This is a genomic window from Thermococcus sp. AM4 (assembly GCF_000151205.2).
Taxonomy (GTDB): domain Archaea; phylum Methanobacteriota_B; class Thermococci; order Thermococcales; family Thermococcaceae; genus Thermococcus.
Map to the genome: position 1 here is coordinate 270292 of NC_016051.1, position 18521 is coordinate 288812.

General features: G+C 52.2%; 12 protein-coding genes. 1 reads left to right on the top strand and 11 read right to left on the bottom strand.

The genetic code is table 11. The annotated features are described in order from the left end of the window. Positions 1-126: 126 nt before the first annotated feature. The 11 genes from TAM4_RS01485 to TAM4_RS01540 form a co-directional block, all read right to left on the bottom strand. Positions 127-1743 carry a serine/threonine-protein kinase gene (locus tag TAM4_RS01485; RefSeq protein ID WP_014121464.1) on the bottom strand — a complete coding sequence of 539 codons (1617 nt, stop codon included), beginning with the start codon at positions 1741-1743 and terminating at the stop codon, positions 127-129. 57 nt (positions 1744-1800) lie between these two features. Then, a complete protein-coding gene (locus TAM4_RS11485) occupies positions 1801-4392 on the bottom strand; it encodes a Stp1/IreP family PP2C-type Ser/Thr phosphatase (protein WP_014121465.1) in 2592 nt (863 codons plus the stop codon). 15 nt (positions 4393-4407) lie between these two features. Beyond that, positions 4408-6375 carry a serine/threonine-protein kinase gene (locus TAM4_RS01495; protein WP_014121466.1) on the bottom strand — a complete coding sequence of 656 codons (1968 nt, stop codon included), beginning with the start codon at positions 6373-6375 and terminating at the stop codon, positions 4408-4410. A 22-nt stretch (positions 6376-6397) separates the two neighbouring features. After that, positions 6398-6910 (bottom strand): hypothetical protein, encoded by a 513-nt coding sequence (locus TAM4_RS01500; RefSeq protein ID WP_048149668.1) that lies wholly within the window; start codon positions 6908-6910, stop codon positions 6398-6400. Positions 6911-6991: 81 nt separating this feature from the next. Further along, a complete protein-coding gene (locus TAM4_RS01505) occupies positions 6992-7606 on the bottom strand; it encodes a hypothetical protein (protein WP_014121468.1) in 615 nt (204 codons plus the stop codon). Beyond that, a complete protein-coding gene (locus tag TAM4_RS01510) occupies positions 7603-8202 on the bottom strand; it encodes a hypothetical protein (protein ID WP_014121469.1) in 600 nt (199 codons plus the stop codon). The genes TAM4_RS01505 and TAM4_RS01510 overlap by 4 nt, the downstream gene beginning before the upstream one ends. 1 nt (position 8203) lies before the next feature. After that, positions 8204-8479 carry a nucleotidyltransferase domain-containing protein gene (locus TAM4_RS01515; RefSeq protein WP_048149671.1) on the bottom strand — a complete coding sequence of 92 codons (276 nt, stop codon included), beginning with the start codon at positions 8477-8479 and terminating at the stop codon, positions 8204-8206. Positions 8480-8498: 19 nt separating this feature from the next. Next, positions 8499-10325, bottom strand: coding sequence for a hypothetical protein (locus TAM4_RS01520; RefSeq protein WP_014121471.1), 1827 nt, complete (start codon positions 10323-10325; stop codon positions 8499-8501). Between the two features lies 1 nt (position 10326). Beyond that, the gene (locus TAM4_RS01525; protein ID WP_014121472.1) at positions 10327-10842 is read right to left on the bottom strand and encodes a hypothetical protein; all 516 of its coding nucleotides are present in this window, start codon (positions 10840-10842) and stop codon (positions 10327-10329) included. Positions 10843-11177: 335 nt separating this feature from the next. After that, positions 11178-15764 (bottom strand): PEGA domain-containing protein, encoded by a 4587-nt coding sequence (locus TAM4_RS11865; protein WP_083820397.1) that lies wholly within the window; start codon positions 15762-15764, stop codon positions 11178-11180. Positions 15765-15782: 18 nt separating this feature from the next. Further along, the gene (locus TAM4_RS01540; RefSeq protein WP_014121474.1) at positions 15783-17126 is read right to left on the bottom strand and encodes an ATP-binding protein; all 1344 of its coding nucleotides are present in this window, start codon (positions 17124-17126) and stop codon (positions 15783-15785) included. Positions 17127-17307: 181 nt separating this feature from the next. Between TAM4_RS01540 and TAM4_RS01545 the strand changes: the two genes are divergently transcribed. Continuing rightward, positions 17308-18516, top strand: a complete 1209-nt coding sequence (locus TAM4_RS01545) for an ATP-binding protein (protein WP_014121475.1) — start codon at positions 17308-17310, stop codon at positions 18514-18516. Positions 18517-18521: the final 5 nt, after the last annotated feature.

Genomic DNA, 18521 nt, shown 5'->3' on the forward strand with positions numbered 1-18521 from the left:
CTACAGCGTCTCATCTTCAACCAGCACCACCCCCAACCTTTCGGCGGCCTTCCTGGCTTTTTCCGTGAAACTGTAGAAAGAACTGAGAGCCTGCGGGTGTGCATTACAGTTTTATGCGTTACTGTTTTATGTGCTGAGGTCATGCACGAGCACCTCCACGCGCTCAATCAGCTCTTCGGGAATCGGAAGCCCCTCTTGGAGCCGGATTTCAAGCTCTTCAATGAGCCTTTCAAGTTCCTTCCTCGCTTCTCCTCTCGCGTACCTTCTCATTTCGAGGGCGCATTTGAGGGCCTCTTTCGTATCGTTGAGCTTCATGTGGAGGAGGAGCAGCTGACCCGCGTAGTAGGCCGAGCGTGAGAAATCAACGCTTTTCCTGAGCTTCTCGCGGTATCTGCCGCCTAAAAGATCTGCCAGGTCCTTTTGGAGCTCCTTGACCGATTGATAGCGCTCCTCCTTCCTCTTTCTGAGGCACCGTAGTATTACCGGCTCGAGGGGCTTTGCGTCGGGGTTCAGCTCGCTCGGCGGCACTGGGTCTTCCATCGTGATTTTCCCGGCTATCTCGACGAAGTCCTCGCCGTCGAAGGGAAGCCTTCCGGTGACGAGTTCGTACATGAGAACACCGAGCTGCCATATATCGGTCCTCTCGTCGGTTTTTCCGAAGCGTTTGCTTATCTGCTCCGGAGCCGCGTAGAGGGGTGTAAACGACGTTGTCGTTGAGCTGCTCTCCGTTACGACCTTGCTCAGTCCCCAGTCGCTTATTTTGGGAACGCCCTTCTTGAGCAGAACGTTGCTCGGCTTCAGATCACGGTGGACTATGCCCCTTGAGTGTGCGTACTTCAACCCCTCGCAGATTCCGAAGGCAATTTCCGCAACCTTCTCCCAGTGAAGGGGTTTCTCCAGTCTCGCGAGCGAGCCCTCGCAGTACTCCATCTCTAAATACGGGATTGGAACGATGTTTGCGTCGTAGAGCTCCACGATGTTCCTGTGTTTCAGTCCGCTCCAGATTGATACCTCGCGCAGGAACGTTTTTCCAGCCTGCTCGGTTAGATGGTGGGGGATCTTGAGGGCGACGATCTTACCGTCCTCTTTTCTGGCCTTGAAAACCCTCGCGAAGCCACCCTCTCCTATCGGCTCGACCTCTGAGTAGCGGGAGAAGAGTGCCCGCAGATCCGGGACGACGTAGCCCTCTCCCCCTTCTATCGGGACTTCACGGGCCTTTCTCCTCACCTTCACGCTCTTTTCCGTCTCGACCCCGATCACGACGGGAACCCTGACCCTTGTACTCCCGGATCTCACCTCAAGGTCCACCGTGAGCGTTCCCCCGCTCCTTGGAGTGAACCTGACGAAGGAGTACTCCATCTCTCCCGGCCCCAGCGAGAACCTCAGCCGGGCCGGGAAAACCTCGCCGTACCCTTTGAGGCGTTCGAGGTTGATCTCAACGTCTATTCTCCTGGAGGAGCTGTTTCTAAAGCCCACCTTGAGCTTCCCCTCGTTTCCGGCCCTGAGCCCGCGAGCCTCGAATATCAGGCCCCTTCTCAGCAGGGCCGGAAGGGTGACGGCGGATAGAACGTCCTCGACCGGGGAAAAGCCGGATCTCTCAAGCTCCCGGATGATCTCGCGGATGAGCGGCATAAAGATGAAGATCGAGATGAGTAAGCCTAACTCCTTCAGGAGGTACACGAGGAAAATGGAAATGAGGAGGCGACGGAGGAAGTCTTCTCCAAGGTTTTGTTTTTGTGGCATGTGGTTCCCCCACTGAACTGTAAGGATAAACAAAAAAAGAAATCAGTGGATTGCACTTCATCTTTTGAGTCTTGGATGTTTATAAAGCACGACAGTGATGTTGTCCGTGCTACCGAAGCTGTAAGCCTTTTCTATTAGCGTCTGCACGGCTTCTTCTAGCGATGGAGAAGTAACAACGGTTTTTGCTATCTCCTCGTCTGTCAAAACGTCACTGAGACCGTCCGAGCATAGTAGAAGGTAGTCTCCCTCCTTCAGTTGAATTGTGTTGATATCCCCTGGATCGATTCTTATTTCTGGGGAGATCCCTATGGCTTTTGTTAAAACGTTCTTCTGGGGGTGTACCCTCGCCTCGGCTTCGGTAATTTCTCCTCTGTCCACGAGCTCTTGAACAAATGAATGATCCTTGGTCAGCCGTTTGATCGTTCCATCTTTTTTGATCAGGTAGGTTCTGCTGTCTCCAATATTTCCAATAGTTGCGTTATTTCCCCTGATGATTGCGGCCGTTAGCGTTGTCCCCATGTTGTATCTCTCCGGGTGATCCGGATCGTGGCCCATAATGTATATCTCATCGTTGGCCTTTTTGATGGCCTCTTTCAGAATCTTTTCTGGATTCTCAGCCTTATTGCGCTCTAAGGTTTTCTCCAAAATTTCAATGGCCTTTCTGCTGGCGACCTCTCCTGCGAGGTGTCCACCCATTCCATCGGCAACTGCAAGGAGGATATTACCGCCAATTTTCTTGGCGATGTAGTAGTCCTCGTTATTGTCTCTCCTTCCAATGTAGCTTTTGGCTGCAACGTGCTTCTTAAACTCTTCGTCTGTGAGGCTAAATGTTGTCTCGTAGGCCGCGATTATTGAGTTTAGCTTGGCAGCCTTGACGCTGAATGTGTCCCGTATCCTCGTTGGCGTCACGTAGTCCCCCCTCCTAAAGCTGGAGACCGCCCGGGAATAGAGTTGTTGCATTTCGTTTAGCAATCCGTATACTGTGGGGGAATCTGTTATCCCCAACTGTTTTGCTTTTTTCTGTAAATCCCTTAGGATTTCACCCATTATCTTCACGGCCTCTTCCGCAGCCTTTATCCTGGCTTTCTGCTGTCTCTGTTGTTTGTAATTGTAGTATACTTCCGGCCCGAACCATGCTGCGGCCAAAAGTACCAGTATTCCCAGTAGAACTAAGATTACAATTTTCAGAATTGACGTCCAGTTAATCCCCCCAGAATGCTTGGCGGAAGTAGTAGAACCGGTCATGTTTCCGGCTGTTGAGTTCGTTGTCGTGGCGTTCATGGACGGTTTTGTAGTTATCGGAGTTGTTGTAGTTGTGGTGTTTATGCTGGTAGTCGTGGTTGTGGTAGTCGTTGTCCCTCCCGGGAAGGGAGTGGGTGAACCTGAGAAGGTCATACTCAGCACATCATCAAGTTTCTCGGTAACAGAAGGGTAGTTTTTCTCCATTATGCGCCAGGTCAGCTGCTTTAGCTCTTCTCTGATTGTCCGGTTCTCTGTTTCCGCGGCAAGTTTATTTAAAGAATCCGCCGTGGTATTCCAGAACCGTTCCAGCATCAGCTGGCTTAATGTCAAGTTGCCCCCTTTTATCCCGTTGAGGGCCTCGTTGAAATAGCCCTCCAGAATTGTCATGTTGAGTTTGAGGTTGTTCTGGTATTTTTCGAGTATTGAGAGGGTTCTGTTCGCCAGTTTGATATTTTCTTGTAGGGAGATGCATTGCTCAAGCTCATCTTTGGTCCTGTTAATCTCCCGTATCCTGCTGATCACTAAACTCCGGTTATTACTATTCATGACTTCTCGGATGTCTATGGTCAGGAGGGGTTTGATGTACGGACAGGAAGATTTAATTTTGCCGTTGAGGTTCTCTATTTTTTCGTTGATCAAGCTAAGTAGTTGTTTCTGCTCTGCGATTACATCGTTGAAAGCCCTAGTTATATCTCCGGACTTAATGAGTCCGTCTATCTCTTTCAGCTGGTTTATGAACTTCTCACTTTCGTTCTTTGATAGAAGCCCAGAACTTGCTTTTAATACCATGTCTATGAATGTCTCCTTGGTTTTTATCCTCCTAATTTTGTCAACTCTTTGAATGCACGAATTTAGTTCATTTCTAATGTCCTGGATCTTCGAGTTGAGTGAAGCGAGTTGTTTTAATGTTTCGTTAACTTCCGTAACGTTATAGAACGTTTTAGGTAAATCTGCAAGCTTTTCTGTTTCGTTTTGGATCTCTTTCATGACACTAGAACATTCCATGGAGTAATTCAATGCCTTCTCTTTCAGTGTTGAGAGGCTTTCATTCAATGCTCTCACTTTCGAGTTTATGATACTGGTTATGCTGTTCCATACCGAGGAAATCGTTTCATTGGCGAGGGTGACGTTTCCTTGTGTCAGGAGTATCCTGGCCCTGAGGGTTTCGTTGCGAAGCTTTTCGATTTCAGTTATATTGAATTCAAGTGTGGGTGAATAGTTCTCAAGCAGTATCAGGCTTAAGTTTGCTTCCGAGATGCTTTGGTTTACCTTCAAGGCGAGATCTCCAGAGGAGGCAGGGGCAGCAACCGCTGGTGTGGACGGTACCAGACTGGAGATGACCAAGAAGATAAAAAACCATGTCCAGTTCTGCTTAAGATTTTCCGCATCTTTTTTCAGTATCCTCATCTTTTGGCACCCCCTTTATACCCACCTCTTGAGTATCAGCTTGGCTTCCTTAAGAGTCTCCTCTGAAGGCTTGGCCTCCATCTCTGCCATCGTTTTCAACTGTTCCATCAGGTTTTTGATCGATGGATCCCCTGTCTCAAGGTGCAGCTCTTCAAGCTCTTTCACTATGTCAGCGAATTCCTCGGTGATGTTCTTTGCTGATCCTTCAATAACTGTGGTCAGTCTGAGCATAACGTTTTCAGCGATAATCCTAACACGCTCCCTCGTCCCCAAGCTCGCCTTTATTCTCACCCCCATTTTGATGAGGACGTCCTTTATGTCATTCTGGAGTTCCTTAACTGTCTGGTAGCGTTTTTCTGGATCCTTTTCAAGCATTTTCATGACGATATCGTCGAAGGGCAGTGACTTGGGGTTGTGGTGGGATGGGGGAACGGGATTCTCGTTGAGTATCTTGTGCATAATGGTACCCTCGTAATCAGCGCTGAACGGGTGAATGCCCGTTAGGAGCTCGTAGAATACTATGCCCAGCTGGAAAATATCGCTCCTCGCGTCCAGATTCTCTGGGTTGACTATCTGTTCTGGGGATGAGTAGAGTATGGTCTTGTGCCTGACCAGCGAAGACTTTCTCGTGGCCCGGGATGCCAGTCTCGCCAGTCCCCAGTCTCCCAGCTTTACCCTTTCAATGGAGCCAAAGAACAGCATGTTGCTTGGCTTTATGTCTCTGTGAATTACGCCGTTGGAGTGAGCGTGGTGGAGTGCCCTGCTGACCTCAAATATTATTCTGCCCGCAATCACGGGTTCCAATGGCTTCCGCACGTCATCTATGTTGCCGCTTGCGAGTTCCATTTCAAGATATCCCAGTCTCGGGTCGGCTCTGTAAACTTTGACGATGTTTTCATGGTTCAGTTTCTGTGCTGCTGCAAACTCACGCATAAACGATGATGTTGATTCCTTGTCGAGATACTTCAACACCTTTAGGGCTATCCGCTGACCTCTCGGATTTTTAGCTTCATAGACGTAGGAGAATGCACCCTCACCGATGAGCCGCGTTATTACGTACTTCTCTTTGATCTGCTCCAAGCGGGTCTCGAAGTTTATGGAGTGGTCGAAGAACTCCTCTTCAATGCTTTCCTCGGTTACCTTAAAGCTCTCCTTGCTCGGGATGCGCAGTTTCCAGCCGTTGGGGGCTTCACCGCTGTACAGAAGTTCTTCAATTCCACGGAGGTCTTCATTACATGCTTTCAGGAGTTCGCCGATCATGCCAACTTCTTCCTCGAGCTGGTACTTCTTGGCGGTGGTGAGAAGGTTCTCGAGTATTTGTTTGGCCTTTTCGAAGGCTTTCTTGGCCGAATACCAGTTTTCCTCCCTGAACTTTGATGCGGCATCGGTCATGAGGTCTACAACACCTTGGAGCTGGAGGCGGATTATCTTCTTGTGTGCCGTTAAAATTGCATCAAATCTGTCGTCCTCCATGGGGACTTCTGCTCTTTCAAGTTCTTTGAGCGCATCCCATAGCTCCTTCTCGGTTTTTGCATCTTTTATCTTTTTGAATATCATTCTGAAGTTGGCTATGTTGCGAAGATTTCTTGTGGTTTCAAGTGTGTTCTGTAGTTTTCTGGCTCTTTCTCCGTTCTCTTCTTCTTTTATAGATACAATTTCAATTGCCTCTAAGTATCTGGTTATTGCCTCGTCAAATTTCGCAATGGCATCTTTGAACTTTTTTGATCTGAGAAGCTTTTCCCCATCGTGCCTTAACTTTAGAGCATTGCTAAGGATAAACTCCGGATCTGGAGCAACGTGGTAGAAAGCCTCTCTGGCGAGTTTAAGCGCGCGCTCCGTATCATCGAGCTGAAGGGCGGCTTTTATGTCCTCAAGGTATTTTTTTGAGGTTTCTGGATCTGAACCCGGAAGGTCAAGCCGCATATAGCGGGCTATTCTGGGAAGGTATTTCTCCACCTCTTTCAGCTGTCCCAAACTTGCCATTCATATCCCCTCCATATAAAAATTAACCTTCACGATTTTCACCTCCTCCCGAGGCTTCTATCTTGGGAGCGGAGCCTATGCTTAGTATGTTGGTTATCTGGTTAATAACCTCTTCCTTTGTTGTATTGTACTTGGAATATATTTCCTTTACCATGGAAACATATTGAGATAGCTCCTCTCGTATCTGCGATATTTTTTCCTTATCCTTACTCCAATACGCATTGTCAAGCTCGGCACGAAGTTCCCTCAGTTTTGTGAGAACTTCCTTGGTTTCCTCGATAAAGACGGATTTTTCGGCTTCTTTAATGAGTTTTATTGATTCAAGATAGCTTGCCTTTAGAGCCCTTCTCTGGTTAAGCCTCAATCCAATTCCGCCAAGTCCAATAAGTAGTAGTACTACACCTATCAATGGAAATTCCGAATTTTCTGAATTGAGATCGGACTGGGCAGATACAGTTGGCAATTTAAATCCAAATGTCAAGATCATTGCTCCTAGAAGGATAATCGATATCATTGCTATAATCTTTCTTCTCATGCTCTCACCGCCAACTCCGAAGATGTTTAGCTGATTTAATATGGGGCTTATTTCAAATCTCCTCTTCAAGAGAAATAAAGATCAAAACTCCTCCATCCACTCCTCCTTTTTCTTCTCGCGCTCCTCCCCCGTCACCTTCTCGGCCGCGACCTCTGGCTCAAGTTCACCCTCTTTGACCGCATGGATGGTCTTCATGATCTCCGCTAATTCTTCGTCCTCCTCGAACTCAACGCCCGCCCCGATCGTCTGGTCGGTCATACCGAGCATCTGGTTGAGGTTCTCGTTGAAGTTCTGGGCGTCGAGCTGCATCTCCGCCAGGTGCCTTTCGAGTTCCTCAGGGGACATGTTCCTAAGCAGGTCCCAGGTCGGTGTTCCCTTCAGTAAGGCCTCGTTCTCCTTGATTATCGCGAGGTTGCTGACCAGCATGAGCTGTTTGTTCAGTTGCATGTGCGTCTTCTGGAGGTTCTGCTTGCGTCTGTTGAGGGTCTTGATCTTGGTCGCTATCGTGAGTTCCTCACTCTTGGTTCTGGCTCTCTTTGCCTGTTCGAAAAGCCGGGCTATCTCGCGGTCTATCGCGGCTATTTCCTCCTCAATCTTTTGGATCTGGTATTCCAGCTTTATCCTGCTCTCGTTGAGCTTGCCAAGGGGTATGTCGAGGGGGTTCTTCTTTCCAAAAAATCTGGAGAAGAAACTCATAACTCCTCTTCCTCCTCAATGCCCCTGTCGAGCGAAACGACTTTCTCCGCGACTTCCTCTACGTCGGCCTCCCCTGCCTCGACCTGGCTCCAGGCCTTCATGAGCTCCCTCTCGGTCTCGTCTTCGCCCTCCTCGAACTCCGCTATCTCCATCTCGAAGACCCTATTGAGACCCTCGACCATCTCGTCGAACTCCTTGCCGTCGAGGTTGATCTTTATGAGCGCCTGCTCAAGCTGCTCGGGCTCCACCTTGCTGAGCTTCTCCCAGAGGCCGACCTTCCTGAGCTCCTTTTCGTACTTCTTGACGATGATGAGGTTCTTCACGAGGGTGTACTGCTTCTGGGCCATTGTGAAGTCCTTGAGCTTGAGCTTCTGCTCCATGTCGAGGCTCTTGATCTCCTGAGCCAGCATCTTCTTCTTGAGCTTGTCCGCCCCGATGCCCTCCTGGAAGAGCTGCTTCTTTTTCTTCTCGATCTGGTTGAGGTCCTTCTTAAGGCGCTCAAGCCTGTTCTTCAGCCGTATCTCCTCTGCCTGGAGTTCCCTAAGGGAGAGCTTCTCGATAGTGTTTTTCCTTCCAAACATGTCCCGGATTCTCATTTCAAACACCTCCATGAGCGTTAGGGTGAAAAACGAAAGCTTCACCCGGCGAGGAGTTCCTCCTTGCGGCCCGTTCGAGGGGCTCGAAGTCGAGGTACTCTTCAACAGTTCTCTCGACGAAGTTCAGCCTCCTCTCCTCGTCCCTGCTCTGGATCACCTCTCCCCTGCTCACAACCCTGTACCGGAAGGCGGGCGGCGTGTCGTTCAGTATCCTGAAGTCCGGGTGCTTTTCGAGGGCTCTCCTGAGCCTTTCCTTAACCTCGATGACGCTCGGCATGCTCAAAACCCCTTTCACCTCAGAGGAACCCCTCCTTCACGAGGACGTAGCCGACCCCCTCGATGAACTTCGTGAGGTAGCCCTTCTCGTTCCTGAGCTCCTGGAAGGCCCTTTTCACAAGGTCCTCGGCGAAGTGCTCAACGGCCTCCTCAAGCCTGACGTAGCCCCTCTCCAGAATTCTGCCCTCAAGGAACTCCTTGACCTTGGCGAGGAGCTCTTCATCGCGCTCAAGGCGGAGCATCGGTTCGAAGGCTTTGGCGTACTCGTCGTGCGGGTTGTAGATCAGCTCCCCGCTTTCGAGGTCGAGCAGGGCCAACGAGACGTTCTCGGAGATGAAGTTCCTGTGGAACTCGTTCGAGTTGATGTAGTTCGCGATTCTCTTCTCGAAGCCAGTCGGGGACGCAACGAGGAGGACGACGCGGCCGTTCTTGGCTTCCCTCTTCGCGTCCACGAGGAGGGCGTTGATGTCCGCCAGTTCGAGCGGATCGGTGTCGAAGCCGACATCGGCGTAGCGCTCCGGCCTTCCGTAGAAGCGCGCCCTGACTGTTATTTCCTCCTTCTTGCCGAGGAGCTTCTTCTCCCTCAGCCTGACGACGACCTCGGTGTTGTCCGGGAGGTTCTTGATGTCCCTCTCGCTCAGCTTTCCTTCGTAGCGCCCCTTGTCGAAGGTCGCCCTCTCCTCAACGGCCTCGACCTTGAACGTCCTCCCGAGGAGCTTTACCTCATCCTTGAACTTGGCCAGCATTCTGCCCGTGAAGTTCATCTCCAGCATCTTGGCCTCGTCGACCTTCACGAAGCGCGAGCCCTTCTCGACCTTTCCGGCGAGCTCCATTACCTCCCTGATCCGCCTCGAAACCTCGTCCTCCTTCTCCTTCAGTTCGAGCTCCTTCCTGCGGAGCTCCATCTCCTTCTGCCTGAGTTCGAGCTCTCTTCTCCGTATCTCCTCCTCCATGGCCTTAACGCTCGCCATCATCTCCTCCTGCATCCTGGCCAGCTCTTCCTCAAGGGTTCTCCTCGCTTCCTCGTCCTTCATCCTGCTGATCTCCTCGATGAGCCTCGCCTTCTCCTCCTCGAACTGCCTCCTGAGTTCCTCTTTCTCTCTCTTCAGTCTCTCGATTTCCTCGGCCTTTGCGCTCTCTATCTTCCTCCTTATTTCCTCTTTCTCCCTCTCGAGGTTGCCCCTGAGCTCTTCAAGCTGTCTCCTCAGGTTCTCCACCTGACGCCTGTAGGTTTTCTCAACAGCTTCAGTCCTCTCGTCCTCCATCATGAGGTAATCTCTCATCCAGTCGAAGCGCTCGATCGCCTCGCCGAGGGCGGCGTTTACCTTGCCCCTGTAGGAGTCCCACTTGGATTTAAGGAAGGACCTCAGCGCCAGCCTGACCTTTGGATCCCTGAGGAACTCGTCTATCCACCTGTCCACGCCCCGGTAATAGTCCCTCAGAAGGTTCAGGACGTTGGTGTCCCTGTGCATTATCATCTTCATGATGTCTTCCTTTGTGTAGATTTCGAAGACGTTGTAGCTGAGAACCCTCTCAACCGCGTCGAGCTCCTTGTCCTTGTACCTCCTGCTGGCCGGAAGGTAGGTTTCCCCGTTTTCTCTGAAGGCCCAGGCGAGTATCGCCAGGGCCCCCTCGAACTTGGCCTGAAAGTGTCTGTCGAGGTCTTTGAGAAAGTCGCCGCATTCTCCGTCAAGATAACGGTCGTAGTTTTCCTTTATCTGCCTCCAGAGCCTTTCCCTTCTCCCGTAGTCCTCGGTTGCGATGTCCAGCCCTTCCTTCAGAACCCTCTCCGCCGGGCGGAGCAGTTCCTTAACGCAGTCAGTCCTTCCTTCCTCGAACAGCCCCATCTCAACCACCCGCGAACAGCCTCATTTCCTCATCTATCCTATCTGCCAAAAGATCAACAACATCTCCATACCCCTCGATCTCGAAAAGCACAAATGTTCTTCCCCCATTTTGGATCCTGAGCCTTATTGTCCCCCTGCCTTTTCGGGTGTAGACGCTGTACGTCTTCTCTTCCCCGCTCGATTCCACCTGGGTCGCGTTCATCTTGGAGAGCAGGTAGTCTAAGAAGCGCTCAACGACCTTCGGTTCCTCCTCTATGGTGTATTCAAGCCTTCTCTTCCTCGCCTTCACGGTCTTCCTTACCTCTTTTGCCTCGTAGACTTCAACTTTCTCCTCGGCGTTCCCTTCGAGCCTTGAGAAGAGCTCCTCAAGGAAACCCTGGGCTTCGTCGGTTTCAATGTAGAAGACCATGCCCTTTGGCTTTTTGACGGTGGCCTTAGATGACCATTTGTCGAGGAGGTAGTCGATGCGCTTCCTCTCGGCGTCGTTATCGTACGCGACAAAGAGGATGTATCCCATACGCACCACTGCCACTTATTTGTTGTTCATCCTATTTAAACTTTTCTCCATTTTGGAGATATTTGGTTGTGGGCTTTTGGCACTATATCTGGATTTCGCCAAAGCCCTTCCGCCATGACGAGCGGGTTAGGTTCCTGAGTATTATGGCGTTAGAGAATAAATGGTTTTTGCTTTCCGCCGGTTGAATCAGTCCTTCCGGGACATTTTAACTCGAAATCGAGCGGAGATGTTCAATAAAGTATCAACAAAGTACGGGAGATCCACATGGTTAAAAATCTGCCAAAAACGTTGCGATTTTTAATTAACTCGAAGGAGTAAAAAACGGGAGTGAGGGCTCAGGGCTTTCCGAAGCCGAGCCTGATCCTGTGGATTATTATCCCGGCCTTCTCGACAAGCTCGGGCGGAACCTCAAGGCCCTCCTCAAGCCTGAACCTGATCTGATCCGCGAGCCTCTGGACCTCATCCCTCAGCTCACCGCCAACGTAAAACGCTAAATCGCTCGCGTACTTGTAGGCTTCTCCCGCGTTGTTCGTCTTCAGGTTGATGAGGAGGAGCTCCGTGAGGTAATAAACCGCCCTCCTCCTGTCGCCGAGGGTCTTGCTCTTCCTCAGGCTCTCGGAATATGTCATGTTGAGAACCCTCGCGAGGTCGCGCTGGAGTTCCTCCACCGACTGGTAGCGATCCTCCTTCCTCTTGGCGAGCATTTTCATGATGATCTGCTCAACCTCCTTGGCCGCGGGGTTAATCTGGCCCGGCGGAACCGGATCGTCCCTGAGGATGCCCATCATAACCTGACTGAGCGAGCCCTCGAACGGGAGCCTTCCAGTTACGAGCTCGTAGAAGATCACCCCGAGCTGCCAGATGTCGGTCCTCTCGTCCGTGTGGCCGTACTTCTTATCGATCTGCTCCGGGGCGGCGTAGAAGGGGGTAAAGCTCGTCGTTGTCGTCGCGCTCATGCTCTCCTCAAGAACCTTGCTCAATCCCCAGTCGCTAATCTTCGGCAGGCCATTCTTCAGGAGGACGTTGCTCGGCTTTAGGTCGCGGTGAACGATCTTCTTGGAGTGTGCGTACTTGAGACCTTCGGCGATGTTGAAGACGATCAGCGAAGCTTCATCAACCGGCAGGGGCTTCCGGAGTTTTGCGAGGGAGCCCTCGCAGTACTCCATCTCCAGATAGGGAACCGGGATGACGTTCACGTCGTAGAGCTCGACGATGTTGGGATGCTTTAAGTGGAGCCAGTTGGTTATCTCGCGCACGAACGCCCTTCCAATAGCCGGGTCGAGGGTCTTCGGGATCTTGAGGGCGACGACTTTACCGTCCTTGCGCTTGGCCTTGTAAACCCTCGCGAAGCCGCCCTCTCCAATGTACTGGAAGTCGGAGTAGAGCTCTTGGAGTGCTTCAACCGGGTTGAGGATGGGCGTGCTCGTTAACGGCGTTGGGGTTCTCGCGGAGACCCTGGCGGTCCTGCTCACCCTCACCGGGAAGGTGTGGGAGAGCGAGCCCTTCTCCGATTCGACCTTCATCGTGAAGTCGAAGTCGCCGAGGAACTTGGGCTTAACCGTCACGCTCTCGCCTATCGTCTTGCCGGGCCTTATCCTCGGGAACTCTACTCTTTCCTCGCTCAGCTCGAAGTAGTCGGTGTTCTCGCTCAGATCGACGGTTAAGCTCAGCGGATCCGAGAACTTGTTCGTCACTATTATCGAGACCTCGTTCTCGGCCTTATGGAGCATTTCCTCCGGAACGGTGATCCTGACGCTCTCCCTGAGGAGTTCGAGCTTCCTCTTCTCTTCGAGCTTTGAGAGGCGATCCCTTATGGCCTCTTCGCCCTCGCCTATTGCCTGCGCTATCTCAAGCGCCTCGGTGTAGAGTTTCTGGGCCCTCGTGAGGTCGTTCTCTTCGAGGGCCCCGTCCCCCTGCGAGACGAGGTTGTCCATGCGCGTCCGGAGGGAGTCGAGGAGCGACTCCACCTCCTCCGCCCTTCCGAGGGCTGGAGCAAGGACCATCGCCTCGTTGAGGACCGAGACGGCCTCGCCGTAGGATCTCCTCTCGATGAGCTCTTTCGCCTTGTTTATGAGTTCTGAAAGCTTTTCAAGGTCTCTGGCGAGCTCTTTCTGGGCTTTCACCCTGTCAATTCTCTCTTTGATCTCTTTCTCCTTTCCGAGGAGTTCGGCCAGGGGCATGGCCTTCAGGTATGTGGAGACAGCCCGGTCGTATTGCCCGCTTGAGGCCAGTGCATCCCCCTCCTCAAGGAACTTAGAGATCACCGAGTTCACCGCGTTGTTGAGCTCCTTCTTGAGGGAGGGGTGCGAGTTTGCTATCCTGAGGGCTTTCCTGTACTTTCCTTTTGCCTCCTCAACCATTCCCCGGGCGGTTAAGTTCTCGATTTGGGCTGTTATCTCTTTGAGTTGTTTTTCGAGCTTGAGGAGGAGGTTTTCTTCGATCCTGCGGGCGCGCTTCTCCATTCCCGCCCCGGTCAGTGCCTTTTTGAGCCGGTTCAGGTTTTCTAACGCCTCCTCCGGCTTTTCTCCGGCCATTGCGAGGAGGAGTTCCTCGGCCTCGTCGAGGGTACTCGTGAGGTTCGCCCTGATCTCGGCCTCTTTTTCGGGTGAGGTCTTTCTGGCCACCGGGAGGGCTTCCGCGAGGGCTATGGCCTTTTCAACTGGGTCGAGGGTTTCCGCCCTGGTGAGAAGTCTTTCGAGGTCGTTTTCCCTTGGCGCTGGTTTCTGGGGTTTTGGTTTTCCGCCTCTGGTTTTAGCAGCGACGCCGCCGATTAGGAGGAGTCCGATGACGGCGGCGATGTAGAGGGGGTTGAAGCCTGAACTGTTGGAGGTTTGGGCTGGAGAAGTTTCCGAGCTGGGGGCGGGGGGAGTTGTGGTTGTAGTAGTTGTTGGGTTTGTGGTGCTCGATGTGGCTGTGATTCCCGAGGTTGTTGTGGTGCTTGAGGTTGGTGGGGGTAGGAGTACGAGAGAAGCGCTTAACGTTGTTGTCTTGCCAGCTGTAATGGTTACGGTTTTTGTGTACTCCTCGTAACCGTTCTTTTTGATTTTCACTTCATGCTCGCCCGGAGAAAGCTTGTAATTGGTTATGGGGGTTTCACCAGCGTAAGAGCCATCGATGTAAACCTCTGCTCCAGAAGGATCACTCTCAATGCTCAAATAACCGTAGGCTGGCTTTAGGGTCGCTGAGATTGTTTTGGTTTCTCCGGGTGAAAGGGTTATTGTCGTCGTGTAATCCTCGTAATCGTCCTTGGTGAGTTTTATTGTGTATGTTTTGGGAGTCAGGTTGAGGATTAAGGGTGTTGTTCCGGCGTAGGCGCCGTTAATGTAGACTTTGGCTCCTGAGGGGTTGGAGGTTATTTTCAGCATTCCCGGCTCTTTTGAGAGCGTCACCTCAAGCTTCTCAGTTTTGCCCGGTTCGATAGTTACCGTTGTTTTGTAATCCCGGTAATCGTCCTTAGTGAGCTTTACGGTGTAAGTTCCCGGCGTTAGGTCAAGGGTTAGCGGTGTTTTCCCTTTATAATCCCCATCAACGTAGACCTTCGCTCCAGAGGGATCTGAGGTAACTTCGAGCGTTCCCGTCCCCCACAGCGTTGTTACCTGAGCGTTCGTGTCGGTGATTACGGCGTTAGTGTCGTGTATTTCGGTGTCGCTTTCTTTCACCTCAGCGTCCGTTGATTCCACTTGAGCGTTTGTATTCTTAACTTGGGCGTTTGAATCTTGGCAAAAGTCACAGTTGGGCAGGTTTCCGTCCGGCGGGAGGCGGAGAACCCAAACGTTATCCCAGCCAGCGCCGAGGCTATCAGTGTAGCCTGCCACAATAATGTCCCCGTTTGGAGCTATGGCAACAGCGGTAGCCCAATCCCAACCATCCTCACCGTAGGTTTTCTGCCATTTAACATTACCATTCTTGTCCAAACGAAGAACCCAAACGTCAAAACTCCCAGCGCCGAAGCTTTTAGTCCAGCCAGCGACAATAATATCCCCGTTCTCTGCAACGGCAACTGCATGAGCCACATCACTCTCGCTCCCGCCGTATGTTTTCTGCCATTTCACATTACCATTCTCATCAAGCCTAAGAACCCAAACGTCTTTATTGCCAGCGCCGAAGCTTTTAGTTTCTCCAGCTACAATAATGTCCCCGTTTGGGGCAATGGCAATCGCGTAAGCCTCATCCCAATCACTCCCGCCGTAAGTCTTCTGCCATTTCACGTTACCATTAGCATCAAGCCTGAGAACCCAAACGTCTTCTCTACCAGCGCCGAAGCTGAAAGTGTAACCTGCCACAATAATGTCCCCGTTTGGGGCAACGGCAACCGCATTAGCCCACTCCAAATCGCTCCCGCCGTAGGTTTTTTGCCATTTCACGTTACCATTCTCGTCTAGGCGAAGAACCCAAACGTCATAATAACCAGCGCCGAAGCTATCAGTGTAGCCTGCCACAATAATGTCCCCGTTTGGGGCAATGGCAATCGCGTAAGCCTCATCCCAATCACTCCCGCCGTAAGTCTTCTGCCATTTCACGTTACCATTAGCATCAAGCCTGAGAACCCAAACGTCCCTACCACCAGCGCCGAAGCTTTCAGTTCTTCCAGCCACGATAATGTCCCCGTTTGGGGCAACGGCAACCGCATTAGCCCACTCCAAATCGCTCCCGCCGTAGGTTTTTTGCCATTTCACGTTACCATTCTCGTCCAAGCGAAGAACCCAAACGTCATAATAACCAGCGCCGAAGCTTTCAGTCCAGCCTGCCACAATAATGTCCCCGTTTGGAGCTAAGGCAACCGCAGTAGCTTCATCATGGTTAAAGCCGCCATAACTCTTAACCCACCACGGCCCGCCATCACTCGCTTTAACCACGGGAGAACTCACTCCAAGGAGGGCCGTTAGGAGCAGAAGGATAAGAAACAGCGACCCCTTATTCACAGCACACCACCCGGCCTACTACGGCACTTCAGGATAAGAGGTTTTCGGCTTCCTGATGATGTCCTCAAGATCGCTTAGGTCGTAAACCCCTGCCGGCTTCCTCCCCCTTATCCCCCTCGCCACGAGGTAGAGGTGGATTCTCTTTTTCGTCCCGAGAGCCTTTGCCTTCTCCCTCAACCACTCAAGCTCTCTCCTTGCTTCTTTTCCGCTCAGCGTCTCCCACTTGACCTCGAAGAGCGCTATATCTTCCCTCCCAACCGCCACAACGTCTATCTCGAAGGAGTCCCTTCCCTTCTCCCTGCCCTTGAACCTGCCCCAGACCTTGCCTGTCGAGAGCACTTCGAAGGGAACCATCCTCGGAGCCAAGAGCTCCACGAGGGACTCGAACTTCCTGCCGATGTAGGAGTTGAACTCCCCCCGGTCGAACCTCAGTTCGCCGCGCTCAAGCTTCGAGTAGTTTCTCCAGAGGAAGCGGAACCAGAACTCGACGAGGCTCTGAACTATGTAGTACCGGTTCCTCCCCCTGCCGAAGGCGTCCTTCCTCTTGGTTACCAGCTCGTAGTCCCGCTCAAGCGAGTGCAGGTACTTGGTCAGGCTCGTGCTCTTGACTGAGAGGTGCGACGCTATCTCCCCGAGGGTGTGCTTCCCCTCGCTCATTGCCTGAAGGATGCTGAAGTAAGTCCTGTATTCCTTTCCTAACTCCTCCTTGAGCATCATCATTACCTCTGGGAACATTGGATATGGCTCCTCGAAGAAGAGCATTCTGATGAAGTCCTCAACCGGGAGGCGGAAGCGCTCAAGCGTCTCGTAGTACTTTGGCAGGCCGCCGAAGACAGACCACATCACCACGGCGTCTTCGATGCCGTAGCCTAAATCCTTCATAATCTCTAAAACCGTCCCGAAGTCCAGTTCCCTGAGCTTTATTACGAAGTCGAACCTCCCGTAGAGGGGGCTTGAGTAGTCCTCGATGAGCTTCTTGCTCATGGCTATGAGTGAGCCGGTGACGACGAGCTTGGCCTCGCGGTATTTGTCGAGGAGCCTCTGGAGGTCGTAGAGGAAAGAGGGGTTCACCTTGAGAACGTTCTGGAGCTCGTCTATGAAGACCGTTTCTCCCTCTCTCAGGAGGAACTCCACTATCTCCTTCATCGAGGTCAGCTCTGGAATGTAGCGCCTCTCCCTTACCTCCTCAATCCAGTCACGGCATATCAAGGCCTCGCTCTTCTCAGCCGGGACGAAGAGCGTTATCGGGTTTAGGGCTTCCTCAACAAGCCTCGTTTTGCCCACCCGTCTCCTGCCTATGATCGCTATTCTCTTCGCCTTTCTCAGGAGTTCAATCTCGCGCTCCCTGTCGTAGAACCTCATAGTTATACCCCACAGGTATTATACCTGTCAGGTATAAAAAGGTTTTGAGTTTCATGCACTTGCCGGTCAAGAACCGACAAGGGTTTATAAACAGGTGGCGATCGTCATTCGGCAAGACTTTATAAACCCTTGCCGAACGGCGTTCCGCAAGGTATATAAACCACGGGGCGTACGTGATCTCATGGTTGATCTCGAAGAGTACAACCCCTGGTGGGTGCACGAGGAAGACCCCGACGTCGAGGAGTGGATAGACTTAGAGTACCGCTACGTCCCCTCGTGGATAAATGACCTCTCGCTCGAACCCTTCTCGGTGAACTTCCTCGTCGGGCCGAGAAGGGTCGGCAAAACCCTCGGGGTGAAGCTCCTCATAAAAGAGCTCCTCCGTGAGAGGGAGAACCCCTACGAAATCTTCTACTTCGACTGCACGATGCTCGACGACCAGAACGACTTATCAGAGGTCCTCAGGGAGTACCTGAAGCTCAGAGACGCCAAGGGGATAAAGGGCTCCCTCATATTCCTCGACGAGGTGACCTCGGTCAGGAACTGGTGGAAGGCGATAATAGACCTGATAAACAGAAAAAAGCTCATGAACGACGTCGTCACCGTTATGGGCTCCGTCTCCGTCAACCTCGACCGGGCGGTTGGCCGTTTCGCCGGCAGGAGGGGTAACGGGAGGATCCTTGAGGTAATGCCCCTCGGCTTCAGGGATTACTACAAGCTGGTTGCAGGCGTTGAGGACTACTTCGACGGGAAGGGCCGGGACGCCTTCGAAAGCTACCTCCAGACCGGCGGCTACGCCGCTTACCTGAACAGGAGAATCAGGAAGGGTGACATAGTCGGCTCGCTAAAGGCCGACCTGAGGAGCCTGGAGAAGGAGAAAGACCCCGAGATAGCGAGGGAGATACTGGGGGCCATCATATCCAAGGCACCCAGCCCGCTCTCGTACCGCGAGATCGGTGAGGAAGCCGGAGTCAACAGGGACACCGTGAGGAGCTACGTTTCCGTTCTTTCCGAGCTCAAAGTGCTCTTGGAAATTCCCTTCTCCCAGTGGGGAAGGGAAGTCGTCCCGAAGAAGAACAGGAAGTTCGCCATCAGGGACCCGCTGATGGCGAGGGCCTTCGCCGAGTGGAGCAGGGTTAGGATCGAGGACTCGGTGCTCTACGAGTGGGTCGTTCAGGAGCACCTCTACCGGAAGTTCAGGGAGGTTTATTACTTCAGAACCGGCGAATACGAGATCGACGCCGTTGTTCCTGGGATGAGGGTCGAGGTGAAGTCCGGGAAAAAGAGCGGCAGGTATCCAAAGGACGTCATCGTGCTCGGCGGGAGAGACGTTCCCCGCTTCCTCTACGGCATAGATTACAGCCCCATCATCGAGTACGAGAACGTTTAAGGGAA

What these genes read in the sequence shown, in the direction of transcription:
- TAM4_RS01500 (WP_048149668.1), bottom strand. Translation starts at nt 6,910, where the DNA reads ATGAGAAGAAAGATTATAGCAATGATATCGATTATCCTTCTAGGAGCA.
- TAM4_RS11485 (WP_014121465.1), bottom strand. Translation starts at nt 4,392, where the DNA reads ATGAGGATACTGAAAAAAGATGCGGAAAATCTTAAGCAGAACTGGACA.
- TAM4_RS01540 (WP_014121474.1), bottom strand. Translation starts at nt 17,126, where the DNA reads ATGAGGTTCTACGACAGGGAGCGCGAGATTGAACTCCTGAGAAAGGCG.
- TAM4_RS01495 (WP_014121466.1), bottom strand. Translation starts at nt 6,375, where the DNA reads ATGGCAAGTTTGGGACAGCTGAAAGAGGTGGAGAAATACCTTCCCAGA.
- TAM4_RS01485 (WP_014121464.1), bottom strand. Translation starts at nt 1,743, where the DNA reads ATGCCACAAAAACAAAACCTTGGAGAAGACTTCCTCCGTCGCCTCCTC.
- TAM4_RS01505 (WP_014121468.1), bottom strand. Translation starts at nt 7,606, where the DNA reads ATGAGTTTCTTCTCCAGATTTTTTGGAAAGAAGAACCCCCTCGACATA.
- TAM4_RS01525 (WP_014121472.1), bottom strand. Translation starts at nt 10,842, where the DNA reads ATGGGATACATCCTCTTTGTCGCGTACGATAACGACGCCGAGAGGAAG.
- TAM4_RS01545 (WP_014121475.1), top strand. Translation starts at nt 17,308, where the DNA reads ATGGTTGATCTCGAAGAGTACAACCCCTGGTGGGTGCACGAGGAAGAC.
- TAM4_RS01520 (WP_014121471.1), bottom strand. Translation starts at nt 10,325, where the DNA reads ATGGGGCTGTTCGAGGAAGGAAGGACTGACTGCGTTAAGGAACTGCTC.
- TAM4_RS01515 (WP_048149671.1), bottom strand. Translation starts at nt 8,479, where the DNA reads ATGCCGAGCGTCATCGAGGTTAAGGAAAGGCTCAGGAGAGCCCTCGAA.
- TAM4_RS01510 (WP_014121469.1), bottom strand. Translation starts at nt 8,202, where the DNA reads ATGAGAATCCGGGACATGTTTGGAAGGAAAAACACTATCGAGAAGCTC.